At 60.3% G+C, this 17900-nt stretch carries 18 protein-coding genes; 15 read left to right on the forward strand and 3 right to left on the reverse strand.

The genetic code is table 11. The annotated features are described in order from the left end of the window. Positions 1–309 precede the first annotated feature (309 nt). On the reverse strand, positions 310–825 hold the full coding sequence (locus tag HK44_RS03275) for a DUF2062 domain-containing protein (RefSeq protein ID WP_019689338.1): 516 nt from the start codon (positions 823–825) through the stop codon (positions 310–312). Between the two features lie 135 nt (positions 826–960). Between HK44_RS03275 and HK44_RS03280 the strand changes: the two genes are divergently transcribed. The 9 genes from HK44_RS03280 (at position 961) to HK44_RS03320 (ending at position 8634) form a co-directional block, all read left to right on the forward strand. Further along, on the forward strand, positions 961–3195 hold the full coding sequence (locus tag HK44_RS03280; RefSeq protein ID WP_019689339.1) for a DNA internalization-related competence protein ComEC/Rec2: 2235 nt from the start codon (positions 961–963) through the stop codon (positions 3193–3195). Positions 3196–3305: 110 nt separating this feature from the next. Then, positions 3306–3941 (forward strand): MotA/TolQ/ExbB proton channel family protein, encoded by a 636-nt coding sequence (locus tag HK44_RS03285; protein WP_019689340.1) that lies wholly within the window; start codon positions 3306–3308, stop codon positions 3939–3941. Next, positions 3938–4366 (forward strand): ExbD/TolR family protein, encoded by a 429-nt coding sequence (locus HK44_RS03290; RefSeq protein ID WP_019689341.1) that lies wholly within the window; start codon positions 3938–3940, stop codon positions 4364–4366. The genes HK44_RS03285 and HK44_RS03290 overlap by 4 nt, the downstream gene beginning before the upstream one ends. Continuing rightward, positions 4366–5376, forward strand: coding sequence for a tetraacyldisaccharide 4'-kinase (lpxK, locus tag HK44_RS03295; protein ID WP_019689342.1), 1011 nt, complete (start codon positions 4366–4368; stop codon positions 5374–5376). The genes HK44_RS03290 and lpxK overlap by 1 nt, the downstream gene beginning before the upstream one ends. 24 nt (positions 5377–5400) lie before the next feature. Continuing rightward, entirely contained in the window at positions 5401–5586 is a 186-nt protein-coding gene (locus tag HK44_RS03300) for a Trm112 family protein (RefSeq protein ID WP_019689343.1), read from the forward strand. Next, positions 5583–6347 carry a 3-deoxy-manno-octulosonate cytidylyltransferase gene (gene kdsB, locus HK44_RS03305; protein ID WP_019689344.1) on the forward strand — a complete coding sequence of 255 codons (765 nt, stop codon included), beginning with the start codon at positions 5583–5585 and terminating at the stop codon, positions 6345–6347. The genes HK44_RS03300 and kdsB overlap by 4 nt, the downstream gene beginning before the upstream one ends. Continuing rightward, positions 6347–6811 carry a low molecular weight protein-tyrosine-phosphatase gene (locus HK44_RS03310; RefSeq protein WP_019689345.1) on the forward strand — a complete coding sequence of 155 codons (465 nt, stop codon included), beginning with the start codon at positions 6347–6349 and terminating at the stop codon, positions 6809–6811. Before kdsB ends, HK44_RS03310 begins: the two co-directional genes overlap by 1 nt. Beyond that, a complete protein-coding gene (murB, locus tag HK44_RS03315) occupies positions 6808–7827 on the forward strand; it encodes a UDP-N-acetylmuramate dehydrogenase (RefSeq protein ID WP_019689346.1) in 1020 nt (339 codons plus the stop codon). Before HK44_RS03310 ends, murB begins: the two co-directional genes overlap by 4 nt. 222 nt (positions 7828–8049) lie before the next feature. Then, on the forward strand, positions 8050–8634 hold the full coding sequence (locus HK44_RS03320) for a nucleotidyltransferase family protein (RefSeq protein ID WP_019689347.1): 585 nt from the start codon (positions 8050–8052) through the stop codon (positions 8632–8634). A 184-nt stretch (positions 8635–8818) separates the two neighbouring features. Here HK44_RS03320 and rne read toward each other — a convergent pair whose 3' ends face one another. Continuing rightward, complete coding sequence (rne, locus tag HK44_RS03325) at positions 8819–12001, reverse strand: ribonuclease E (protein ID WP_019689348.1); 3183 nt, start codon at positions 11999–12001, stop codon at positions 8819–8821. Between the two features lie 740 nt (positions 12002–12741). Between rne and rluC the strand changes: the two genes are divergently transcribed. The 3 genes from rluC to HK44_RS03340 are packed head-to-tail and all read left to right on the forward strand — an operon-like array spanning position 12742 to position 15364. Beyond that, positions 12742–13701 (forward strand): 23S rRNA pseudouridine(955/2504/2580) synthase RluC, encoded by a 960-nt coding sequence (rluC, locus tag HK44_RS03330; protein ID WP_019689349.1) that lies wholly within the window; start codon positions 12742–12744, stop codon positions 13699–13701. After that, complete coding sequence (locus HK44_RS03335; RefSeq protein WP_019689350.1) at positions 13691–14353, forward strand: HAD-IA family hydrolase; 663 nt, start codon at positions 13691–13693, stop codon at positions 14351–14353. Before rluC ends, HK44_RS03335 begins: the two co-directional genes overlap by 11 nt. Positions 14354–14374: 21 nt before the next feature. Next, a complete protein-coding gene (locus tag HK44_RS03340) occupies positions 14375–15364 on the forward strand; it encodes a S49 family peptidase (protein ID WP_019689351.1) in 990 nt (329 codons plus the stop codon). A 66-nt stretch (positions 15365–15430) separates the two neighbouring features. On the opposite strand, the gene HK44_RS03345 is transcribed toward HK44_RS03340, so the two are convergent. Beyond that, positions 15431–16009, reverse strand: coding sequence for a Maf family protein (locus HK44_RS03345; protein WP_019689352.1), 579 nt, complete (start codon positions 16007–16009; stop codon positions 15431–15433). Between the two features lie 105 nt (positions 16010–16114). Between HK44_RS03345 and HK44_RS03350 the strand changes: the two genes are divergently transcribed. From HK44_RS03350 to plsX, 3 genes are read left to right on the forward strand one after another with little or no spacing between them, the layout of a single operon-like run. Further along, positions 16115–16642, forward strand: a complete 528-nt coding sequence (locus tag HK44_RS03350) for a YceD family protein (protein WP_008152342.1) — start codon at positions 16115–16117, stop codon at positions 16640–16642. 13 nt (positions 16643–16655) lie between these two features. Beyond that, positions 16656–16838, forward strand: coding sequence for a 50S ribosomal protein L32 (rpmF, locus tag HK44_RS03355; protein WP_003179396.1), 183 nt, complete (start codon positions 16656–16658; stop codon positions 16836–16838). 3 nt (positions 16839–16841) lie between these two features. Further along, positions 16842–17852 carry a phosphate acyltransferase PlsX gene (gene plsX / locus HK44_RS03360; RefSeq protein ID WP_019689353.1) on the forward strand — a complete coding sequence of 337 codons (1011 nt, stop codon included), beginning with the start codon at positions 16842–16844 and terminating at the stop codon, positions 17850–17852. Positions 17853–17900 lie beyond the last annotated feature (48 nt).

Genomic DNA, 17900 nt, shown 5'->3' on the forward strand with positions numbered 1-17900 from the left:
CACAAGCCGGCGGATTCTGGCGCAGGTGTAGGCCGTGACGCAAGGCGTTGTAGCCTCTGATGGGCACAGCGTAGGCAAGCTTAAACACCCGTCGTAGCAGCTGCCGAGCCCGCGAGGCTGCGTTCGAGGACGCAGTCCTCGCAAATCCTGCGTACGCGGTTTACCTGAACGAAGGTGTTGCCTGATTTTACGACCGCTGCGCGGCCGAACGCAGCCTCGCGGGCTCGGCAGTTGCTACGACGGGTGCGGTCCTGTAATTGGCTGTTTGATCGTTCTTGGGGACGCGGAGCGTCACGGGCTCGACAGCTGCTACATCCGGCTTCGCCTGCGCCGCTTCCATTGTCGACCCACCCACCAGCGCCAGTAGATCATGGTCAGGCAGTAGGCCAACGCGCCGAGCACCAGGCCAGTCACCACCGAGCCCAGCAGAAACGGTTGCCAAAGAGTCGACAACTCACCGCTGATCCATTCCCAGGTCAGCTCATCCGGCAGGCTGCGGGCGGGGACATCCATCAGCCAGGCGCCGGTCTGATAGGTGCAGTAAAACACCACGGGCATGGTGATCGGGTTGGTCAGCCAGACCAGGCTCACCGCGATCGGAATATTGCCGCGCAGCCAAATGGCAAGCAGTGCCGCCACCAGCATTTGCAACGGAATCGGTAGAAATGCGGCGAACACGCCAATGGCCATGGCGCGCGCAACCGAATGCCGATTGAGGTGCCAGAGGTTCGGGTCGTGCAGCAGCGTGCCGAGAAAGCGTAAGGATTTGTGTTCCCGGATGCGGGTCGGGTCTGGCATGTAACGTTTGAATAAGCGCCGGGGCATAAGGCTTCTCGGTCGGTTCAAGCGGCAAGTATGCCCGGATTCTACGGAGCGCCCGTTCAGACTTTGTGACAATTAATAAATGCGGACTTTGGTAACTCGGCTAATCCAAGAGAGGGGACTCTCAAGGACAGGCTAATGCGCACAGGGATGTTGGCGCTCGCGTTGGGTCTGTTGGCCTTGCGTTTTTTACCGGTGTTGCCACCGGTCTGGTTACTGCTGTTGCTGCCCGTACTGGCATTGATGCTGTTGCCATTTCGCACGTACCCACTGGCGTTTTTTCTGTTCGGTTTCAGCTGGGCGTGTGCCAGTGCGTACTGGGCCTTGGCGGATCGTTTGGCGCCGGACCTCGACGGGCAAACCCGCTGGGTCGAAGGACGAGTCGTCGGCTTGCCGCAGAACGCGCAAGGCGTGGTGCGTTTCGAGTTGGCCGATAGCGAGTCGCGGCGCACACGCTTGCCGGGTTTGATGCGGTTGGCCTGGTACGACGGCCCGACCGTCAACAGCGGCGAGCGCTGGCGGCTGGCGGTGAAATTGAAACGCCCCACAGGCCTGCTCAATCCGCAGGGCTTTGATTACGACGCCTGGTTGCTGGCACAACGCATCGGCGCGACGGGAAGCGTCAAGGACGGGCAGTTGCTCCGGCCTGCACAAGGGGCCTGGCGTGATGCTGTTCGCCAGCGTTTGCTGGCGGTCGATGCACAAGGGCGAGAGGGGGCGTTGGCGGCGCTGGTGCTGGGCGACGGATCCGGGCTAAGCAGCGAAGACTGGCGCGTGTTGCAAGACACCGGCACCGTGCATTTGCTGGTGATCTCCGGGCAGCACATCGGTTTGCTGGCCGGAATGGTTTATCTGCTGATTGCCGGATTGGCGCGTTATGGATTGTGGCCGCAGAGATTGCCTTGGCTGCCGTGGGCCTGCGGCATGGCATTCGCGGCGGCGCTCGGTTATGGGCTGTTGGCCGGTTTCGAGGTGCCGGTGCGCCGAGCCTGCGTGATGATTGGTCTGGTGCTGTTATGGCGGCTGCGGTTTCGTCATCTGGGTGCCTGGTGGCCTTTGCTGCTGGCGTTGAATACGGTGTTGTTGCTTGAGCCGTTGGCCAGTTTGCAGGCGGGGTTCTGGTTGTCATTTGCAGCGGTGGCGGTGCTGATTTTTACCTTCGGCGGCCGCCTGGGCGCCTGGCGCTGGTGGCAAACCTGGACGCGGGCGCAATGGCTGATCGCGATTGGCTTGTGTCCGTTGCTGCTGATACTCGGTTTGCCCATCAGTCTCAGTGGCCCGTTGACCAATCTGCTGGCCGTGCCGTGGATCAGCCTGGTGGTGTTGCCCCCGGCTTTGCTCGGGACGTTGCTGTTGCCGCTGCCTTATATCGGCGAGGGGCTGTTGTGGCTGGCCGGCGGCTTGCTTGACGTGCTGTTCAACGGTCTGGCATTGGTGGCCGGGCGGATACCGGCATGGGTTGCCCCGGTGATTCCCCTTTGGGTCTGGGGGATAAGTGCTTCGGGCGCTTTTCTGCTGTTGCTGCCCAAAGGCCTGCCCATGCGGTTGTTGGGCTGGCCGATGCTGCTGTTGATGGTGCTCCCGCCACTCAGATCCGTACCTGACGGCATGGCTGAAATCTGGCAACTGGACGTCGGCCAGGGGCTGGCCATCGTCGTCCGCACGCGTCATCACACGTTGCTCTATGACGCCGGTCCGCGTTTCGGTGATTTTGATCTGGGCGAGCGGGTGGTGTTGCCGTCGTTGCGCAAGCTCGGTGTGCGCAAGCTGGAGGTGATGTTGATCAGTCATGCCGATGCCGATCACGCCGGTGGCGCGCGCTCGGTCGCACGCGGATTGCCGGTGGCGCAGGTGCTCAGCGGTGATCCCGAAGCCCTGCCGGCCGAGTTGCACGCGCAGGCCTGCGAGAGCGGTCAGCGCTGGGAGTGGGACGGTGTGGGTTTTACGCTCTGGCAATGGTCCGGGGCGAGCGAAAGCAACCAGAAGTCCTGCGTCCTGCAGATCGAAGCCAACGGCGAGCGTCTGTTGTTGACTGGCGACATCGACGCCTGGGCCGAGCAGGCGTTGCTGGAAAGTCCGCTGGCGGTCGCGACCGACTGGCTACAAGCGCCGCATCACGGCAGTCGCAGCTCATCGTCGATGGCCTTTCTCACCGCGTTGGCACCCAAGGCTGTGTTGATTTCTCGTGGGCACGACAATTCGTTCGGTCATCCGCATCCGCAAGTGCTGGCGCGTTATCGCAAGCTGGGTATGCAGGTTTATGACAGCGCCGAGCAGGGTGCCTTGCGTTTGCGTCTGGGGGCGTTCGAGGCGCCCGAGTCACTGCGCCAGCAACCACGTTTCTGGCGTGCACCGCCGTTGGTCAGCCAATAACCACCGGTCATCAGCGCGGCGCGCCATGCGACACACGGTCTGTGGCGTGTCGGGTCTCTCTGTCGAGTCTGTATGTTAAAGTGGCGGACTTTTTCGAGGGGACTGTCACTGTGTGGGAATTGGTCAAATCCGGCGGCTGGATGATGCTGCCGATCATTCTGAGTTCCATCGCGGCAATGGCGATCGTTGCCGAGCGTCTCTGGACCTTGCGGGCCAGCCGTGTGACCCCGGAGCATTTGCTCGGGCAGGTCTGGGTCTGGATCAAGGACAAGCAACTCAACAAGGAAAAACTCAAGGAGCTGCGCGCCAACTCGCCGTTGGGCGAGATCCTCGCCGCGGGCCTGGCCAACTCCAAGCATGGTCGCGAGATCATGAAAGAGTGCATCGAAGAGGCGGCTGCCCGGGTGATCCACGAGCTGGAACGCTACATCAACGCGCTGGGCACCATCGCCGCCATGGCGCCGTTGCTCGGCCTGCTCGGCACGGTGTTGGGCATGATCGACATCTTCAGTTCGTTCATGAGCACCGGCATGACCACCAACGCTGCGGTACTGGCCGGCGGTATTTCCAAAGCCTTGATCACCACGGCTTCGGGCCTGATCGTCGGTATCCCGTCGGTGTTCTTCCACCGGTTCCTGCAACGGCGCATCGATGAACTCGTCGTGGGCATGGAGCAGGAAGCCATCAAGCTGGTTGAAGTGGTGCAGGGCGACCGTGACGTCGATCTGGCTGAGGGCAAAGCGTGAAATTCCGCCGCAAGCAACGGGAGAACGTGGACATCAACCTCGTGTCGCTGATCGACGTGGTGTTTGTCCTGCTGCTGTTCTTCGTCGTGACCACCACCTTTACCCGGGAAACCCAGCTGCGCGTCGACCTGCCGGAAGCTGTCAGCGGGTCACCTGCCGAAGACCAGCAGGCCAAGCAACTGGACATCGCCATCAGCGCCGACGGCGTGTTTTCGGTCAACAACCAATTGTTGCCGAAGAACGATCTGGCCAGCCTGATCGACGCCTTGAAGAAGGAGTCGAATGGCGACACCAATTCGCCGCTGTCGATCAGCGCCGATGGCAAAACCCAGCATCAGGCCGTCGTCACGGCGATGGATGCCGCGGGCAAGCTGGGTTTCACCCACTTGCGCATGACCACCGTTGAGGCGGCGCCGGCACCCTGATGGCCATGTCCGATCGTTTGCTCGCCGCCTGGTACGCCGGTCATCCGGCGCTGAAACTGTTGCAGCCACTGGAGTGGCTGTACCGGCGCGTGGTCACGGCCAAGCGCGAACGGTTTCTGGCCGGCCAGGGCGAGATCTACCAGCCACCGGTGCCGCTGATCGTGGTTGGCAACATTACGGTGGGCGGTACCGGCAAGACGCCGTTGATCCTGTGGATGATCGAACACTGCCAGCGCAGCGGCTTGCGGGTTGGTGTGGTCAGTCGCGGTTATGGCGCCAAACCGCCGCAATTGCCCTGGCGGGTCGACGCCGGGCAGAGCGCGGCCATCGCGGGCGACGAACCGTTGTTGATCGTCCAGCGCACCGGCGTGCCATTGATGATTGATCCCGATCGCAGTCGCGCCGTGCAGGCACTGCTGGCCGCTGAGCCGCTGGATCTGATCCTGTCTGACGATGGCATGCAGCATTACCGTCTGGCACGCGATCTTGAGTTGGTGTTGATCGATGCCGCGCGCGGACTGGGCAATAAACGCTGCCTGCCGGCGGGCCCTCTGCGTGAGCCGGTCGAACGCCTGCAAAGCGTCGATGCGCTGCTCTACAACGGTGCCACGGCAGATCGCGACGACGGCTTTGCGTTCCAGCTGCGACCGACCGCGCTGGTCAACCTGCTGACGGGCGAACGGCGCTCGCTTGAGCATTTCCCCGCTGGTCAGGCCTTGCACGCGGTGGCCGGAATCGGTAATCCGCAACGTTTCTTCAACACCCTTGAAACGCTACACTGGCAGCCTGTTCCACATGCTTTTGCCGACCACGCCGAATACAGCGCGGCGGCCTTGAATTTCACACCGTCGCTACCGTTGGTGATGACCGAGAAGGATGCGGTGAAATGCCGAACCTTCGCGGCCGCTGACTGGTGGTATCTGACGGTCGATGCTGCGCCATCGCCGGCCTTCGTGGCCTGGTTCGACACGCAGTTGATGCGGCTGTTGCCCGCACGTCTTTTGCCTTAAAACGCTTTTATCCAGGGAATGCTCATGGACACCAAATTGCTCGACATCCTCGCTTGCCCGATCTGCAAAGGTCCGCTCAAGCTCAGCGCCGATAAAACCGAGCTGATCAGCAAAGGCGCCGGTCTGGCCTATCCGATTCGTGATGGCATTCCGGTGATGCTCGAAAGCGAAGCGCGCACCCTGACGGCAGAAGAGCGTCTGGATAAATGAGCACTGCCTTCACCGTCGTGATTCCGTCGCGTTTTGCTTCCACCCGTCTGCCGGGCAAGCCTCTGCAAATGATTGCCGGCAAGCCGATGATCCAGCACGTTTGGGAACAAGCGAGCAAAAGCAGTGCGCAGCGGGTGGTGGTTGCCACGGACGATGTGCGCATAGTCGAGGCCTGCAAGGCCTTTGGCGCTGAAGTGGTGATGACTCGCGAGGATCACAACTCCGGCACCGATCGCCTGGCTGAAGTCGCTGCCCAACTGGGCCTGGCGCCGGACGCTATCGTGGTCAATGTGCAGGGCGACGAGCCGTTGATTCCACCGAGTGTGATCGATCAGGTTGCGGCCAACCTGGCGGCCCATACCGAAGCGCGCATGGCGACTCTGGCCGAGCCGATCGAAGACGTTGAAACCCTGTTCAACCCCAACGTGGTCAAGGTCGTCAGCGATCTGAATGGCCTGGCGCTGACGTTCAGCCGCGCCACCTTGCCGTGGGCGCGGGACGACTTCGCCAAGAGCCGCGAGCAATTGCCGGCTGGCGTTCCTTACCGTCGGCACATTGGCATCTATGCCTATCGCGCCGGTTTCCTGCATGACTTTGTCAGCTGGGGCCCGTGCTGGCTGGAAAACACCGAGTGTCTGGAACAACTGCGTGCGCTTTGGCACGGTGTGCGGATTCACGTTGCCGATGCACTGATTGCACCGCCACCGGGTGTCGACACGGCTGAAGACCTCGAACGCGTTCGTCGCCTGCTGGAGGCCTGATGCGGGTTCTGTTCGTCTGCTTGGGCAACATCTGCCGTTCACCCACGGCTGAAGGTGTGCTGCGACACAAACTGCGTGATGCCGGTTTGGCCGATCAGGTCGAAGTGGCTTCTGCGGGCACCGGCGACTGGCACGTCGGCAAGGCGCCGGACAAGCGCAGCCAGGCCGCCGCGTTGCGCCGTGGTTATGACCTGTCCGCGCAACGTGCCCAACAGGTCACGCGCGCCGACTTTTCCAGCTATGACCTGATCCTCGCCATGGACCACAGCAACCTGCGCAACCTCAAGGCGTTGCAACCGGCCAAGGGCAGGGCGGAGCTGGATTTGTTCCTGCGTCGCTATGAGTCGAGCGTGGATGAAGTGCCGGATCCTTATTACGACGGCGATCAAGGCTTCGAGCAGGTGCTGGACCTGATCGAGCGCGCCAGCGATTTGCTGGTGATTGAATTGAAGGGACGCTTATGACTTTGCACCTGCAATCGCAGGTTTCGCTGAAGCCGTACAACAGCTTTGGCGTGGACGTGCGCGCGCAATGGTTCGCCGAAGCCCACAGTGATGCCGATGTGCGCGAGGCGCTGGTGTATTCGGCCGCGCACGCTGTACCGCTGCTGGTGATTGGCGGTGGCAGCAACCTGTTGTTGACCGCAGACATTGCCGCGCTGGTGCTGCGCATGGCCACCCGTGGTATTCGGGTGTTGAGCGACAACGGCAGTCAGGTGGTGATCGAAGCCGAGGCCGGCGAAAGCTGGCATCCGTTTGTGCAATGGACACTGGCGCAGGGTCTGTCGGGTCTTGAGAACCTCAGCCTGATCCCGGGCACCGTCGGTGCCGCGCCGATGCAGAATATCGGGGCCTATGGGGTCGAGATCAAGGATGTGTTCGCCGGTCTGACCGCGCTGGACCGCCAGACCGGCGAGCTGCGGGATTTCACGCTGGCCGAGTGCAACTTTGCCTACCGCGACAGCCTGTTCAAGCAGCAGGTCGGTCGCTGGTTGATCCTGCGAGTACGTTTTGCCCTGAACCGCGTCGAGCATTTGCATCTGGAATACGGCCCGGTTCGTCAGCGCCTGACCGAGCAAGGCATCGATCATCCCACCGCGACCGATGTCAGCCAGGCGATTTGCAGCATTCGCAATGAGAAGCTCCCTGACCCGGCGGTGCTCGGTAATGCCGGCAGCTTTTTCAAGAACCCGCTGGTATCGGCAGCGCTGGCGGCACAAATTCGCCTTGAGCATCCGGGCCTGGCTGGTTATCCACAAGCGGATGGCCGGGTGAAATTGGCGGCCGGCTGGTTGATTGAGCAGGCGGGCTGGAAAGGCTTTCGTGACGGCGACGCCGGCGTGCATCGTTTGCAGTCGCTGGTGCTGGTCAACTACGGCACAGCCACCGGGCTTGAGCTGCTGAACCTGGCACAGCGGATCCAGAGAGACATCGCCGAGCGCTTCAATGTCGAGCTGGAAATGGAGCCGAATCAGTATTGAGTGACGCTTGATCGCTGACTTCAGAGCCCTGCACACCTATCTTGGTTGCAGGGCTTTTTTGTTAATGCCGAGCTAACTTAGCCTGCCAATGATGCAATCATTTGCTCCATAACTCTACCCATATGCGGGCGTGCCCATGATTACCCTGAAGCTCAATGGAAAAGATCATCAACTCAATGTCGAGCTGAGTCAGAAGAAACCTTCGCTGGCGAAGGCTGACACATGAACGTAGGCGCGATCATTCTCGCGGCGGGGCAGGGCAGTCGTTATCGACAAGTGGCGGGTGCCGATCAGGACAAGTTGCTGGCAATGTGCGAAGGGCGCGACGGCATTGTGCGGCCGGTGATCGAACAGGTGCTGCGCAATCTGCCAGCCTGTATTGAAGCGCGGTTGTTGTTGACGACGCCGGATCGTCCAGAGATTGCGCGGCTGGCTCGGGATTATGGTTGCCAGGTGCTGTTGTTGGCGTCCGCGGGCATGGGTGACAGCATTGCGGCGGCAGTCGCTGCGTGTCCGGCGCTGGATGGCTGGTTGGTGGTGTTGGGGGATATGCCGTTTATCTTGCCGTCGACTATCGAGCGGATTGTTGAGGGGATTGCGGTCGATACCATCAGTGTGCCCGTGCAAGGTGGTGAGTTTGGGCATCCGGTGGGATTTGGGCGTTCGTTGGGTGCAGCGCTGATGGCGTTGTCCGGCGACCGCGGGGCCAAGCCGCTGTTTGCGTCGGCGAAAGTGGTTGAGGTGGCAGTGAATGATCCCGGGGTGTTGTGGGATGTGGATGTGCCTGAGGCGTTGACCTTCAAGTAGTCCCGGCGCAGATCCCGTGTGGGAGCGAGCCTGCTCGCGATAGCGATTTAACATTCAGTATTGATGCAAGCTGATCCACCGCTATCGCGAGCAGGCTCGCTCCCACGGGGGATTGGTGTGATGTTAAAGGCATAAAAAAGCCCCGCCTGGGTTACCAGGCGGGGCTTTTTAGTGGCTGATGGAATCAGGCGAGGGGTTTAGGCTCGTGTTCTTTTTCCAGGGCCTCAGGTTTTTTCTCTACCACTTCTTCGACGGAACGCAGGTTTTCGTCGATGGTTGGGGCAGCTGGCTCGACAGTCACTTCGGCTGCCGGGGCAGGGGCTGCCTCGACGACTTCAGCGACAACCGGAGCAGGCTCTGCAGCAACAGCCGGTGCAGCTGCGCCAGCCAGTTCGGCTTCCTTCTGCAGGCGCTCGGCTTCACGCTTGCGGCGACGCACTTCACGTGGGTCGTTTGGTGCGCGACCACTTGGCGTCAGGGCGCTGACAGGGGCGGCTTCGACAACCGGTGCAGCCACTTCGGCGACAACCGGAGCTTCAACCACCGGAGCAGGCTCGGCAACAACAGCCGGGGCTTCAGCGACTGGTGCTGGAGCTTCGACAGCTGCAGTTTCTGCAACCCAGTTGAACGCAGTTTGCTCTTCGCGAACCTCAGGCGCCTTTTCAGCGACCGGGGCTTCAACCACTGGCTCGGCAGCGACTACTGGCTGTTGCTGTTCTGCAACAGCGACAGGTTCAGCGCCAGCTTGAACTTCAGGCTGTGCTTCACGAACGGGAGCCACTTCTACCGCTGGAGCGACTGGCGCTTCGACCGGGGTGGTGGCTTCCACGACTGGCGCTTCAACCTGAGCAACTTCTTCAGTCACGGCAGCAGTAGCGCGTTCAGCTTGCTGATGAGCCTGAGCTTCAGCAGGAGCGCTGATCACAGTGCCGGCAACGGCGGCGGTAACGGCCAGGCCAGCAGCCAGTTCAGCGCCTGTTGGCTCTTCGCTGGTGTCGGACTCTTCCGAGCCTTCGATCACGTTGCCGTTGGCATCGCGTTGACGCTCGCGACGGTTGCTGCGACGACGCTGGCCACGGGAGCGGCGGCGTGGACGATCGCCTTCGGCGTTTTCCTGGCCATCTTCCTGCAGTTGCTCTTCGCTGGTTGGCAGCTCTTCTTCAGCAACGGCGGCAGCGGCTTGTTCGGCACGTGGTTGACGTTCTTCACGCGGTGGGCGTGGGGCGCGTTCTTCACGTGGCTGACGAGCCGGACGCTCTTCGGCAACAGCCGTTACAGCGGCGGCAGCGGCTGGCGCGGCATCCAGAGGTTCACGCAGTTCACGAACCGGGCGCTCTTCACGCTCGCCACGTGGCTTGCGCTCTTCACGCGGAGCACGTGGTGCGCGCTCTTCACGCGGTGGGCGCGGTGCACGTTCTTCGCGAGCGACTGCTGGAGTCTCTTCGCGGGCTTCGCGTGGTTGACGCTCTTCGCGAGGTTCGCGCGGTGCACGTTCTTCACGTGGGGCGCGTTCTTCGCGTGGTTTGCGTTCTTCATCGCGGCGACCGTTACGGTTGCGGCTCTGTTGACGACCGCTGCGGCGCTCTTCGTTGCGTGCCGGACGCTCGGCGGCTGGTTTTTCAACCACAACCGGAGCAGCAGGCTCTTCCTTGGTGGCGAACAGGCTGACCAGCGACTTCACCAGGCCTTTGAACAGGCTTGGCTCAGGGGCGGCGACTGGAGCCACAACCGGGGCAGCAACGACTTCGGTCGGAACCGGAGCGTTGGCACGGGCTGGAGCGGTTTTCACGGCGGCTTCCTGGCGAACCAGGGTGCGGGTGGCGGCGGCCGGTTGAACTTCTTCCACTTCAGCAGCGGCAGCAGCGATTTCGTAGCTGGACTGGTTGATGTGGGCTTCCGGGCTGTCATCGCGCAGACGCTGAACTTCGAAGTGTGGCGTTTCGAGGTGATCGTTCGGCAGGATGACGATGCGGGCACGGGTGCGCAGTTCGATCTTGGTGATCGAGTTGCGTTTTTCGTTGAGCAGGAACGCAGCAACCGGGATCGGCACTTGTGCGCGAACTTCGGCGGTGCGGTCTTTCAGGGCTTCTTCTTCGATCAGGCGCAGGATGGCCAGCGACAACGATTCAACGTCACGGATGATGCCGGTGCCGTTGCAACGTGGGCAGACGATGCCGCTGCTTTCGCCCAGCGATGGGCGCAGGCGCTGACGGGACATTTCCAGCAGGCCGAAGCGCGAGATGCGACCGACTTGCACGCGAGCGCGGTCGGCTTCCAGGCATTCGCGGACTTTCTCTTCCACGGCGCGCTGGTTCTTGGCAGGGGTCATGTCGATGAAGTCGATGACGATCAGGCCGCCGATGTCGCGCAGACGCAACTGACGGGCGATTTCTTCGGCGGCTTCAAGGTTGGTCTGCAGGGCGGTTTCTTCGATGTCGCTGCCTTTGGTGGCGCGCGCCGAGTTGATGTCGATGGACACCAGGGCTTCGGTCGGATCGATAACGATGGAGCCGCCGGAAGGCAGTTCAACGACGCGCTGGAAAGCGGTCTCGATCTGGCTTTCGATCTGGAAACGGTTGAACAGCGGAACGCTGTCTTCGTACAGCTTGATCTTGCTGGCGTACTGCGGCATCACCTGGCGGATGAAGGTCAGGGCTTCGTCCTGGGCTTCAACGCTGTCGATCAGCACTTCGCCGATGTCCTGGCGCAGGTAGTCGCGGATCGCGCGGATGATCACGTTGCTTTCCTGATAGATCAGGAATGGCGCGGAACGATCCAGCGAGGCTTCTTTGATGGCGGTCCACAGTTGCAGCAGGTAGTCGAGGTCCCACTGCATTTCTTCGCTGCTGCGGCCCAGGCCTGCAGTGCGCACGATCAGACCCATGTCGGCCGGGGCAACCAAGCCGTTCAGGGCTTCACGCAGTTCGTTGCGTTCTTCACCTTCGATGCGACGGGAGATACCGCCGGCACGCGGGTTGTTCGGCATCAATACCAGGTAACGACCGGCCAGGCTGATGAAGGTGGTCAGGGCGGCGCCCTTGTTGCCACGTTCTTCTTTTTCGACCTGAACGATGACTTCCTGGCCTTCGCTCAGGACGTCCTTGATGTTGACGCGGCCTTCAGGCGCTTTCTTGAAGTATTCGCGGGAGATTTCTTTGAGGGGCAGGAAGCCGTGGCGCTCAGAGCCGAAATCGACAAAGGCAGCCTCAAGGCTTGGTTCGATACGAGTAATCCGGCCTTTATAGATGTTGGCCTTCTTCTGCTCGCGTGCACCGGACTCGATGTCCAGGTCGTAGAGGCGCTGGCCGTCTACCAGTGCAACACGCAACTCTTCGGGTTGAGTTGCGTTAATCAGCATTCTTTTCATGTAGTACCGTCGGTTTCCGGGCTGCCGGAAACGGCGTTCGGCACACACGACTTCTCACGGTCGGTGTCAGGTGCGTCAGGAGTGGTTGGCCACTCCAGTGTCTAGCGAGGTTCGACCAATTGGGCCGGAGTCGCGACGTACGCGTCCTGCTTGCTGTGGCTACTTAAGCACTCAGTCAGGAGGAGGAATCAACCGGCGACTGTGGACGAGATGAAGCGTCTAAATATAAGCCTAGTGCTACACGGTCCGACGGTTGTGCATCTCCACCCTACACGTATCCCTGATAATTCGGGTGCTGCCGCGCGCAGAATCCGCAGCGGGTTGGCATTTACCGTGTTCTCCAATGGGGAGTTCACGCTCATGGCTACACAAGACTGGGCGAGAGCTGTTTGGCTAACACTCAGCTTGTAACAGGCGTTGTTTCCGAAGCACTCGCTCAAGGGCTGGTTCGGGACTGACTGCACTTTGTGAACTGGCCGTAAATATCGGCGCATCAGACGAGTGGTTACTCTGTTGCTGCGCTCGCTTCAGGCCTCATGTCACCTGCGCTTGTTACAATCACGAACCTTCCAATCGTTGCGAAAGCCCCGTAGGACGGCCTCGCGTCCTGATGAATTGCGTTGGTCAGGGCCGGCAATTTGCCGTTTGTCCTCTGTCCAGGCCGCTTTTGGCGGCGTTCGCGACTATAGCAGCAATGATTAAGTGCTTCAATTCCATAAAAAATTGTTATCATTCCCGACATGACGACTACTGCCCCCTCGACCCCAAGCGTACAACTGCTTGAGGTCTCGCCGGAATATGCCGGCCAACGTATTGATAACTTCCTTCTCGCTCGGCTCAAAGGCGTGCCCAAGACCTTGATTTACCGCATTTTGCGTAAAGGCGAAGTGCGGGTGAACAAAGGTCGGATCAAGCCCGAGTACAAGCTGCAGGCGGGCGACATCGTGCGCGTGCCGCCGGTGCGCGTGCCGGAACGCGACGAGCCGGTGCCATTGGCGCAAGGTTTGTTGCAGCGCCTTGAAGCCTCGATTGTCTTTGAAGACAAGGCGCTGATCGTGATCAACAAGCCTTGCGGCATCGCTGTTCACGGCGGCAGCGGCTTGAATTACGGCGTGATCGAAGCCTTTCGTCAGTTGCGTCCGGATTGCAAGGAGCTTGAGCTGGTTCACCGTCTCGATCGTGACACCTCCGGCCTGCTGATGATCGCCAAAAAACGCAGCATGCTGCGTCACTTGCACACGGCATTGCGCGGTGATGGCGTCGATAAGCGCTATATGGCGCTGGTCCGCGGTAACTGGGCTGCCTCGATCAAGCAAGTCCGTGCGCCGCTGGGCAAGAGCAATCTGCGCTCCGGCGAGCGCATGGTCGAGGTCGACGAGGAGGAGGGCAAGGAGTCCGTGACCGTGTTCAAGGTCCTGCGTCGCTTTGGCGACTTTGCCACCCTGGTCGAAGCCAAACCGATCACCGGCCGGACTCACCAGATTCGCGTGCATACCTTGCATGTCGGGCATTGCATTGCCGGCGACAGCAAGTACGGCGATGACGACTTCAGCAAAGAGATTCGCGATCTGGGCGGCAAGCGCCTGTTTCTCCATGCCTACATGCTGACCGTGCCGCTGCCTGATGGCGGTGAGCTCAAGCTTCAGGCGCCGGTGGATGAAATGTGGGCCAAGACCGTGGAGCGCCTGAGTGCACCCTGATTACAAGTTGCTGATTTTCGATTGGGACGGCACGTTGGCCGACTCCATTGGTCGGATTGTCGAGGCGATGCATGTGGCGTCGCAGCGATCCGGTTTTCAGTTGCGCGATGATCTTGCCGTCAAAGGCATCATTGGCCTGGGGCTGCCGGAAGCGATTCGCACGCTGTATCCGGAGATTGGCGATGATGAGCTGGTGGCGTTCCGTCAGCACTATGCGGATCATTACATTGCGTCGGAGGCCGTGCCTTCGCCGTTGTTTGACGGTGTTGTCGAGTCGCTTGAGGCGTTTCGTGTCGAGGGTTATCACCTGGCGGTGGCTACTGGCAAAGCGCGTCGCGGGCTGGATCGCGTGTTGAAGTCCCACGGCTGGGAGAATTATTTCGATATCACTCGCGCCGCCGATGAAACCGCCAGCAAGCCGCATCCGCTGATGCTCGAACAGATTCTGGCTCATTGCGACGTCCGCCCGGAGCAGGCGTTGATGGTGGGGGATTCGTCGTTCGATCTGCAGATGGCGCGCAACGCCGGGATGGATTCGGTTGCCGTCAGCTATGGTGCTCAATCGATGGAAGCCTTGCGCGTGTTCGAGCCGCGCCTGGCCATCGATCATTTTTCGCAATTGCACGCCTGGCTGGGTCAGCGGGCCAATTAGGTTTTTGTTGGGGTGGATGGAATGACCGACGAATGGAAGGCGCCAGCCAAGGCCAGTGCCGAAGAGGGCGAAGACAAGAGCTGGAAGCTGCTTGAGAAAACCCTGCTGGCCGGTGTGCAAGAGCAGCGTCGTTCGCGGCGTTGGGGGATTTTCTTCAAGTTGCTGACCTTTGTTTATCTGTTCATCGCGTTGATCCTCTTCACGCCGCTGATGGATATTGAAAAAAGCGCGACTCGCGGGTCGAGCTACACCGCGTTGATCGAAGTGACCGGGATGATTGCCGACAAGGAACCGGCCAGTGCCGACAACATTGTCGGCGGTTTGCGCGCCGCGTTTGAGGATCCGAAGGTCAAGGGCATCGTGCTGCGGATCAACAGTCCGGGCGGCAGTCCGGTGCAATCGGGCTATGTCTACGATGAAATTGGTCGTCTGCGCGCCCTGCATCCGGCGATCAAGGTTTATGCAGTGATTTCCGATCTGGGGGCTTCGGGGGCGTACTACATCGCCAGTGCAGCGGACCAGATCTACGCCGACAAGGCGAGCCTGGTGGGTTCGATTGGCGTGACGGCGGCCGGTTACGGGTTTGTCGGGACTATGGAAAAACTCGGAGTCGAGCGTCGGACCTATACGTCGGGCGAGCATAAGTCGTTCCTCGATCCGTTCCAGCCGGAAAAACCGGATGAGATCAAGTTCTGGCAGGGTGTTCTGGATACCACTCACCAGCAGTTTATCAACAGTGTCAAAAAGGGCCGCGGCGATCGCCTGAAGGACAAAGAGCATCCGGAGCTGTTCTCCGGGCTGGTCTGGTCGGGCGAGCAGGCGCTGCCATTGGGCTTGATCGATGGCTTGGGCAGTGCCAGTTCGGTGGCGCGTGACGTGATTGGCGAGAAAGAGCTGGTCGACTTCACGATTCAAGAGTCGGCGTTCGATCGCTTCTCGAAAAAACTCGGCGCCAGCGTGGCTGAGCAGTTGGCCATGTGGATGGGCTTTCATGGGCCGGCATTGCGCTGATTATCGTGCAATGTAAAAAAAACCGGCCTGCGTGGCCGGTATTTTTTTGACCAGAAGATCGCAGTCTCAAGGAATCTGCACACCTTCAGCCAGCAGCATATCCACCAGGCGAATCAGCGGCAGGCCGACCAGGCTGGTGGCGTCCGGGCCTTCGGTGCTTTGAAACAGGCTCACGCCCAATCCTTCGGCCTTGAAGCTGCCAGCGCAGTCGTAGGGCTGTTCGGCGCGCAGGTAGCGTTCAATGCGCGCCTGATCCAGCGTGCGCATGTGGACGGTGAAGGGGATGCAGTCGAGCTGGCAATGGCCGGTCTGGCTGTTGAGCACTGCCAGGCCGGTCAGGAAGGTCACGCTGGCGCCGCTGGCGGCCAATAATTGATCGCGAGCCTTCTCGAACGTGTGAGGTTTGCCAATAATCCGTCCGTCGAGCACGGCGACCTGGTCCGAGCCGATAATCAAATGGGCGGGATAACTGCCGGCCAGCGCCTGGGCTTTTTCGCGGGCCAGGCGTTTGACCAGTTCGATGGCTGACTCTTGCGGTTGATGGCTTTCGTCGATATCCGGTGAGCTGCAGGTAAATGGCAGTTGCAAGCGGGTCAGTAATTCGCGGCGATAGACCGAGCTTGAAGCAAGTAATAAAGGCAGCATACGGCTCTCCAAAAGTCAGTCGCAAATTCTAGCGGGGCTTCCAAGTGACGGACAGGACTGAATTTCCTTTGACATGGCTGGGGGCATCCCTATAATGCTGCGCCTATGTTGAATGACCCGATTCCACCTCACGTTGACCCGCGCAAATTGGCTGATCGTGGCACCACCCTTCAAGGTGAAATGCTGCTGGCCGATTTGGAGAGACTCTGCGACCCGCTTTCCGACACTGTCGGTACGGTGCAGGCTAAATTCGTTTTTGAGCGAGATGAACGTAAATCTGTGGTCATCCACAGCTTTATCGACACTGAGGTCAAAATGGTTTGCCAGCGTTGTCTTGAGCTGGTCACCCTGCCGATTCACAGCGAATGCAGTTATGCTGTGGTGAAGGAGGGTGCGAATACCCAGTCGTTGCCGAAAGGTTATGACGTGCTGGAACTGGGCGAAGATCCTTTGGATCTGCAGTCACTGATCGAGGAGGAGCTTCTGCTCGCCTTGCCCATTGTGCCTGCTCATCATCCGGAAGAATGCCAGCAGCCGGCGGGTCTCGATGAGCCCGAACCGAGCGAGGACGAGGTAACGCGGTCCAACCCGTTCAGTGTATTGGCGCAGTTAAAGCGTGACCCAAACGTTTAGGAGTTAATCAATTATGGCTGTTCAGCAGAACAAAAAATCCCGCTCCGCCCGTGACATGCGTCGTTCGCACGATGCTCTCGAGGCAAGCACCCTGTCCGTAGAAAAGACCACTGGTGAAGTTCACCTGCGTCACCACGTATCGCCAGAAGGCGTATACCGTGGCCGTAAAGTGATCGACAAGGGCGCTGACGAGTAATCCTTGTCCGCTCAAGTCATCGCGATTGACGCAATGGGCGGGGACTTCGGTCCCCGCAGCATTGTTCAGGCCAGCCTTGCTTGTCTGTCTGCTACGCCCTCGCTGCACCTGACCCTCGTCGGTCAACCCTCCCTTTTAGAAGAATTGATCGCCAGCCAGTCGGCTGTGGATCGCGCGCGCCTGACGATTGTGCCGGCCAGCGACGTGATTGGCATGGACGAAAAGCCTTCCCAGGCCCTGCGTGGCAAACCGGACTCCTCGATGCGGGTTGCGCTTGAGTTGTTGCGCGATGGCAAGGTTCAGGCCTGCGTCAGTGCTGGCAACACCGGTGCGCTGATGGCGTTGTCGCGTTATGTGCTCAAGACCTTGCCGGGTATCGATCGACCGGCGATGGTGGCGGCGATCCCGACGCAACGTGGTTATTGCCAGTTGCTCGATCTGGGGGCGAATGTCGATTGCAGTGCCGAGCACCTGTTCCAGTTCGCGGTGATGGGCTCTGTGGCGGCTGAAACCTTGGGCATTGCTCGCCCGAAGGTCGCATTGCTGAACATCGGCACCGAAGACATCAAGGGTAATCAACAGGTCAAGCTGGCGGCCACGCTGCTGCAAAACGCTCGCGGGCTCAATTACATTGGCTTCGTCGAGGGGGATGGCGTGTACCGCGGCGAGGCTGACGTGGTGGTTTGCGACGGTTTTGTCGGCAATATCCTGCTCAAATCCAGCGAAGGGTTGGCGACCATGATCGCCGGGCGGATCGAGGCGTTGTTCAAGCAAAACCTGGCCTCGAGAATGGTCGGGGCTCTGGCGTTGCCGCTGATGAAGCGCTTGCAGGCTGATCTGGCGCCTGCGCGACATAATGGCGCAAGCTTCCTCGGTTTGCAGGGGATCGTTGTTAAAAGTCACGGTTCGGCGGGTGTGCAGGGCTTTCAGAGTGCCATTCAGCGCGCTTTGATCGAGATTCAGGAGAACCTGCCGCAGCGCCTTCACGGTCGTCTCGAAGATTTGTTGCTTTAGGCATTTTCGCTCGACAATGCTTAAATGTGACCGCTCAGTTCAATTAGC

This window comes from Pseudomonas fluorescens HK44 (assembly GCF_000217955.3).
Taxonomy (GTDB): domain Bacteria; phylum Pseudomonadota; class Gammaproteobacteria; order Pseudomonadales; family Pseudomonadaceae; genus Aquipseudomonas; species Aquipseudomonas fluorescens_AQ.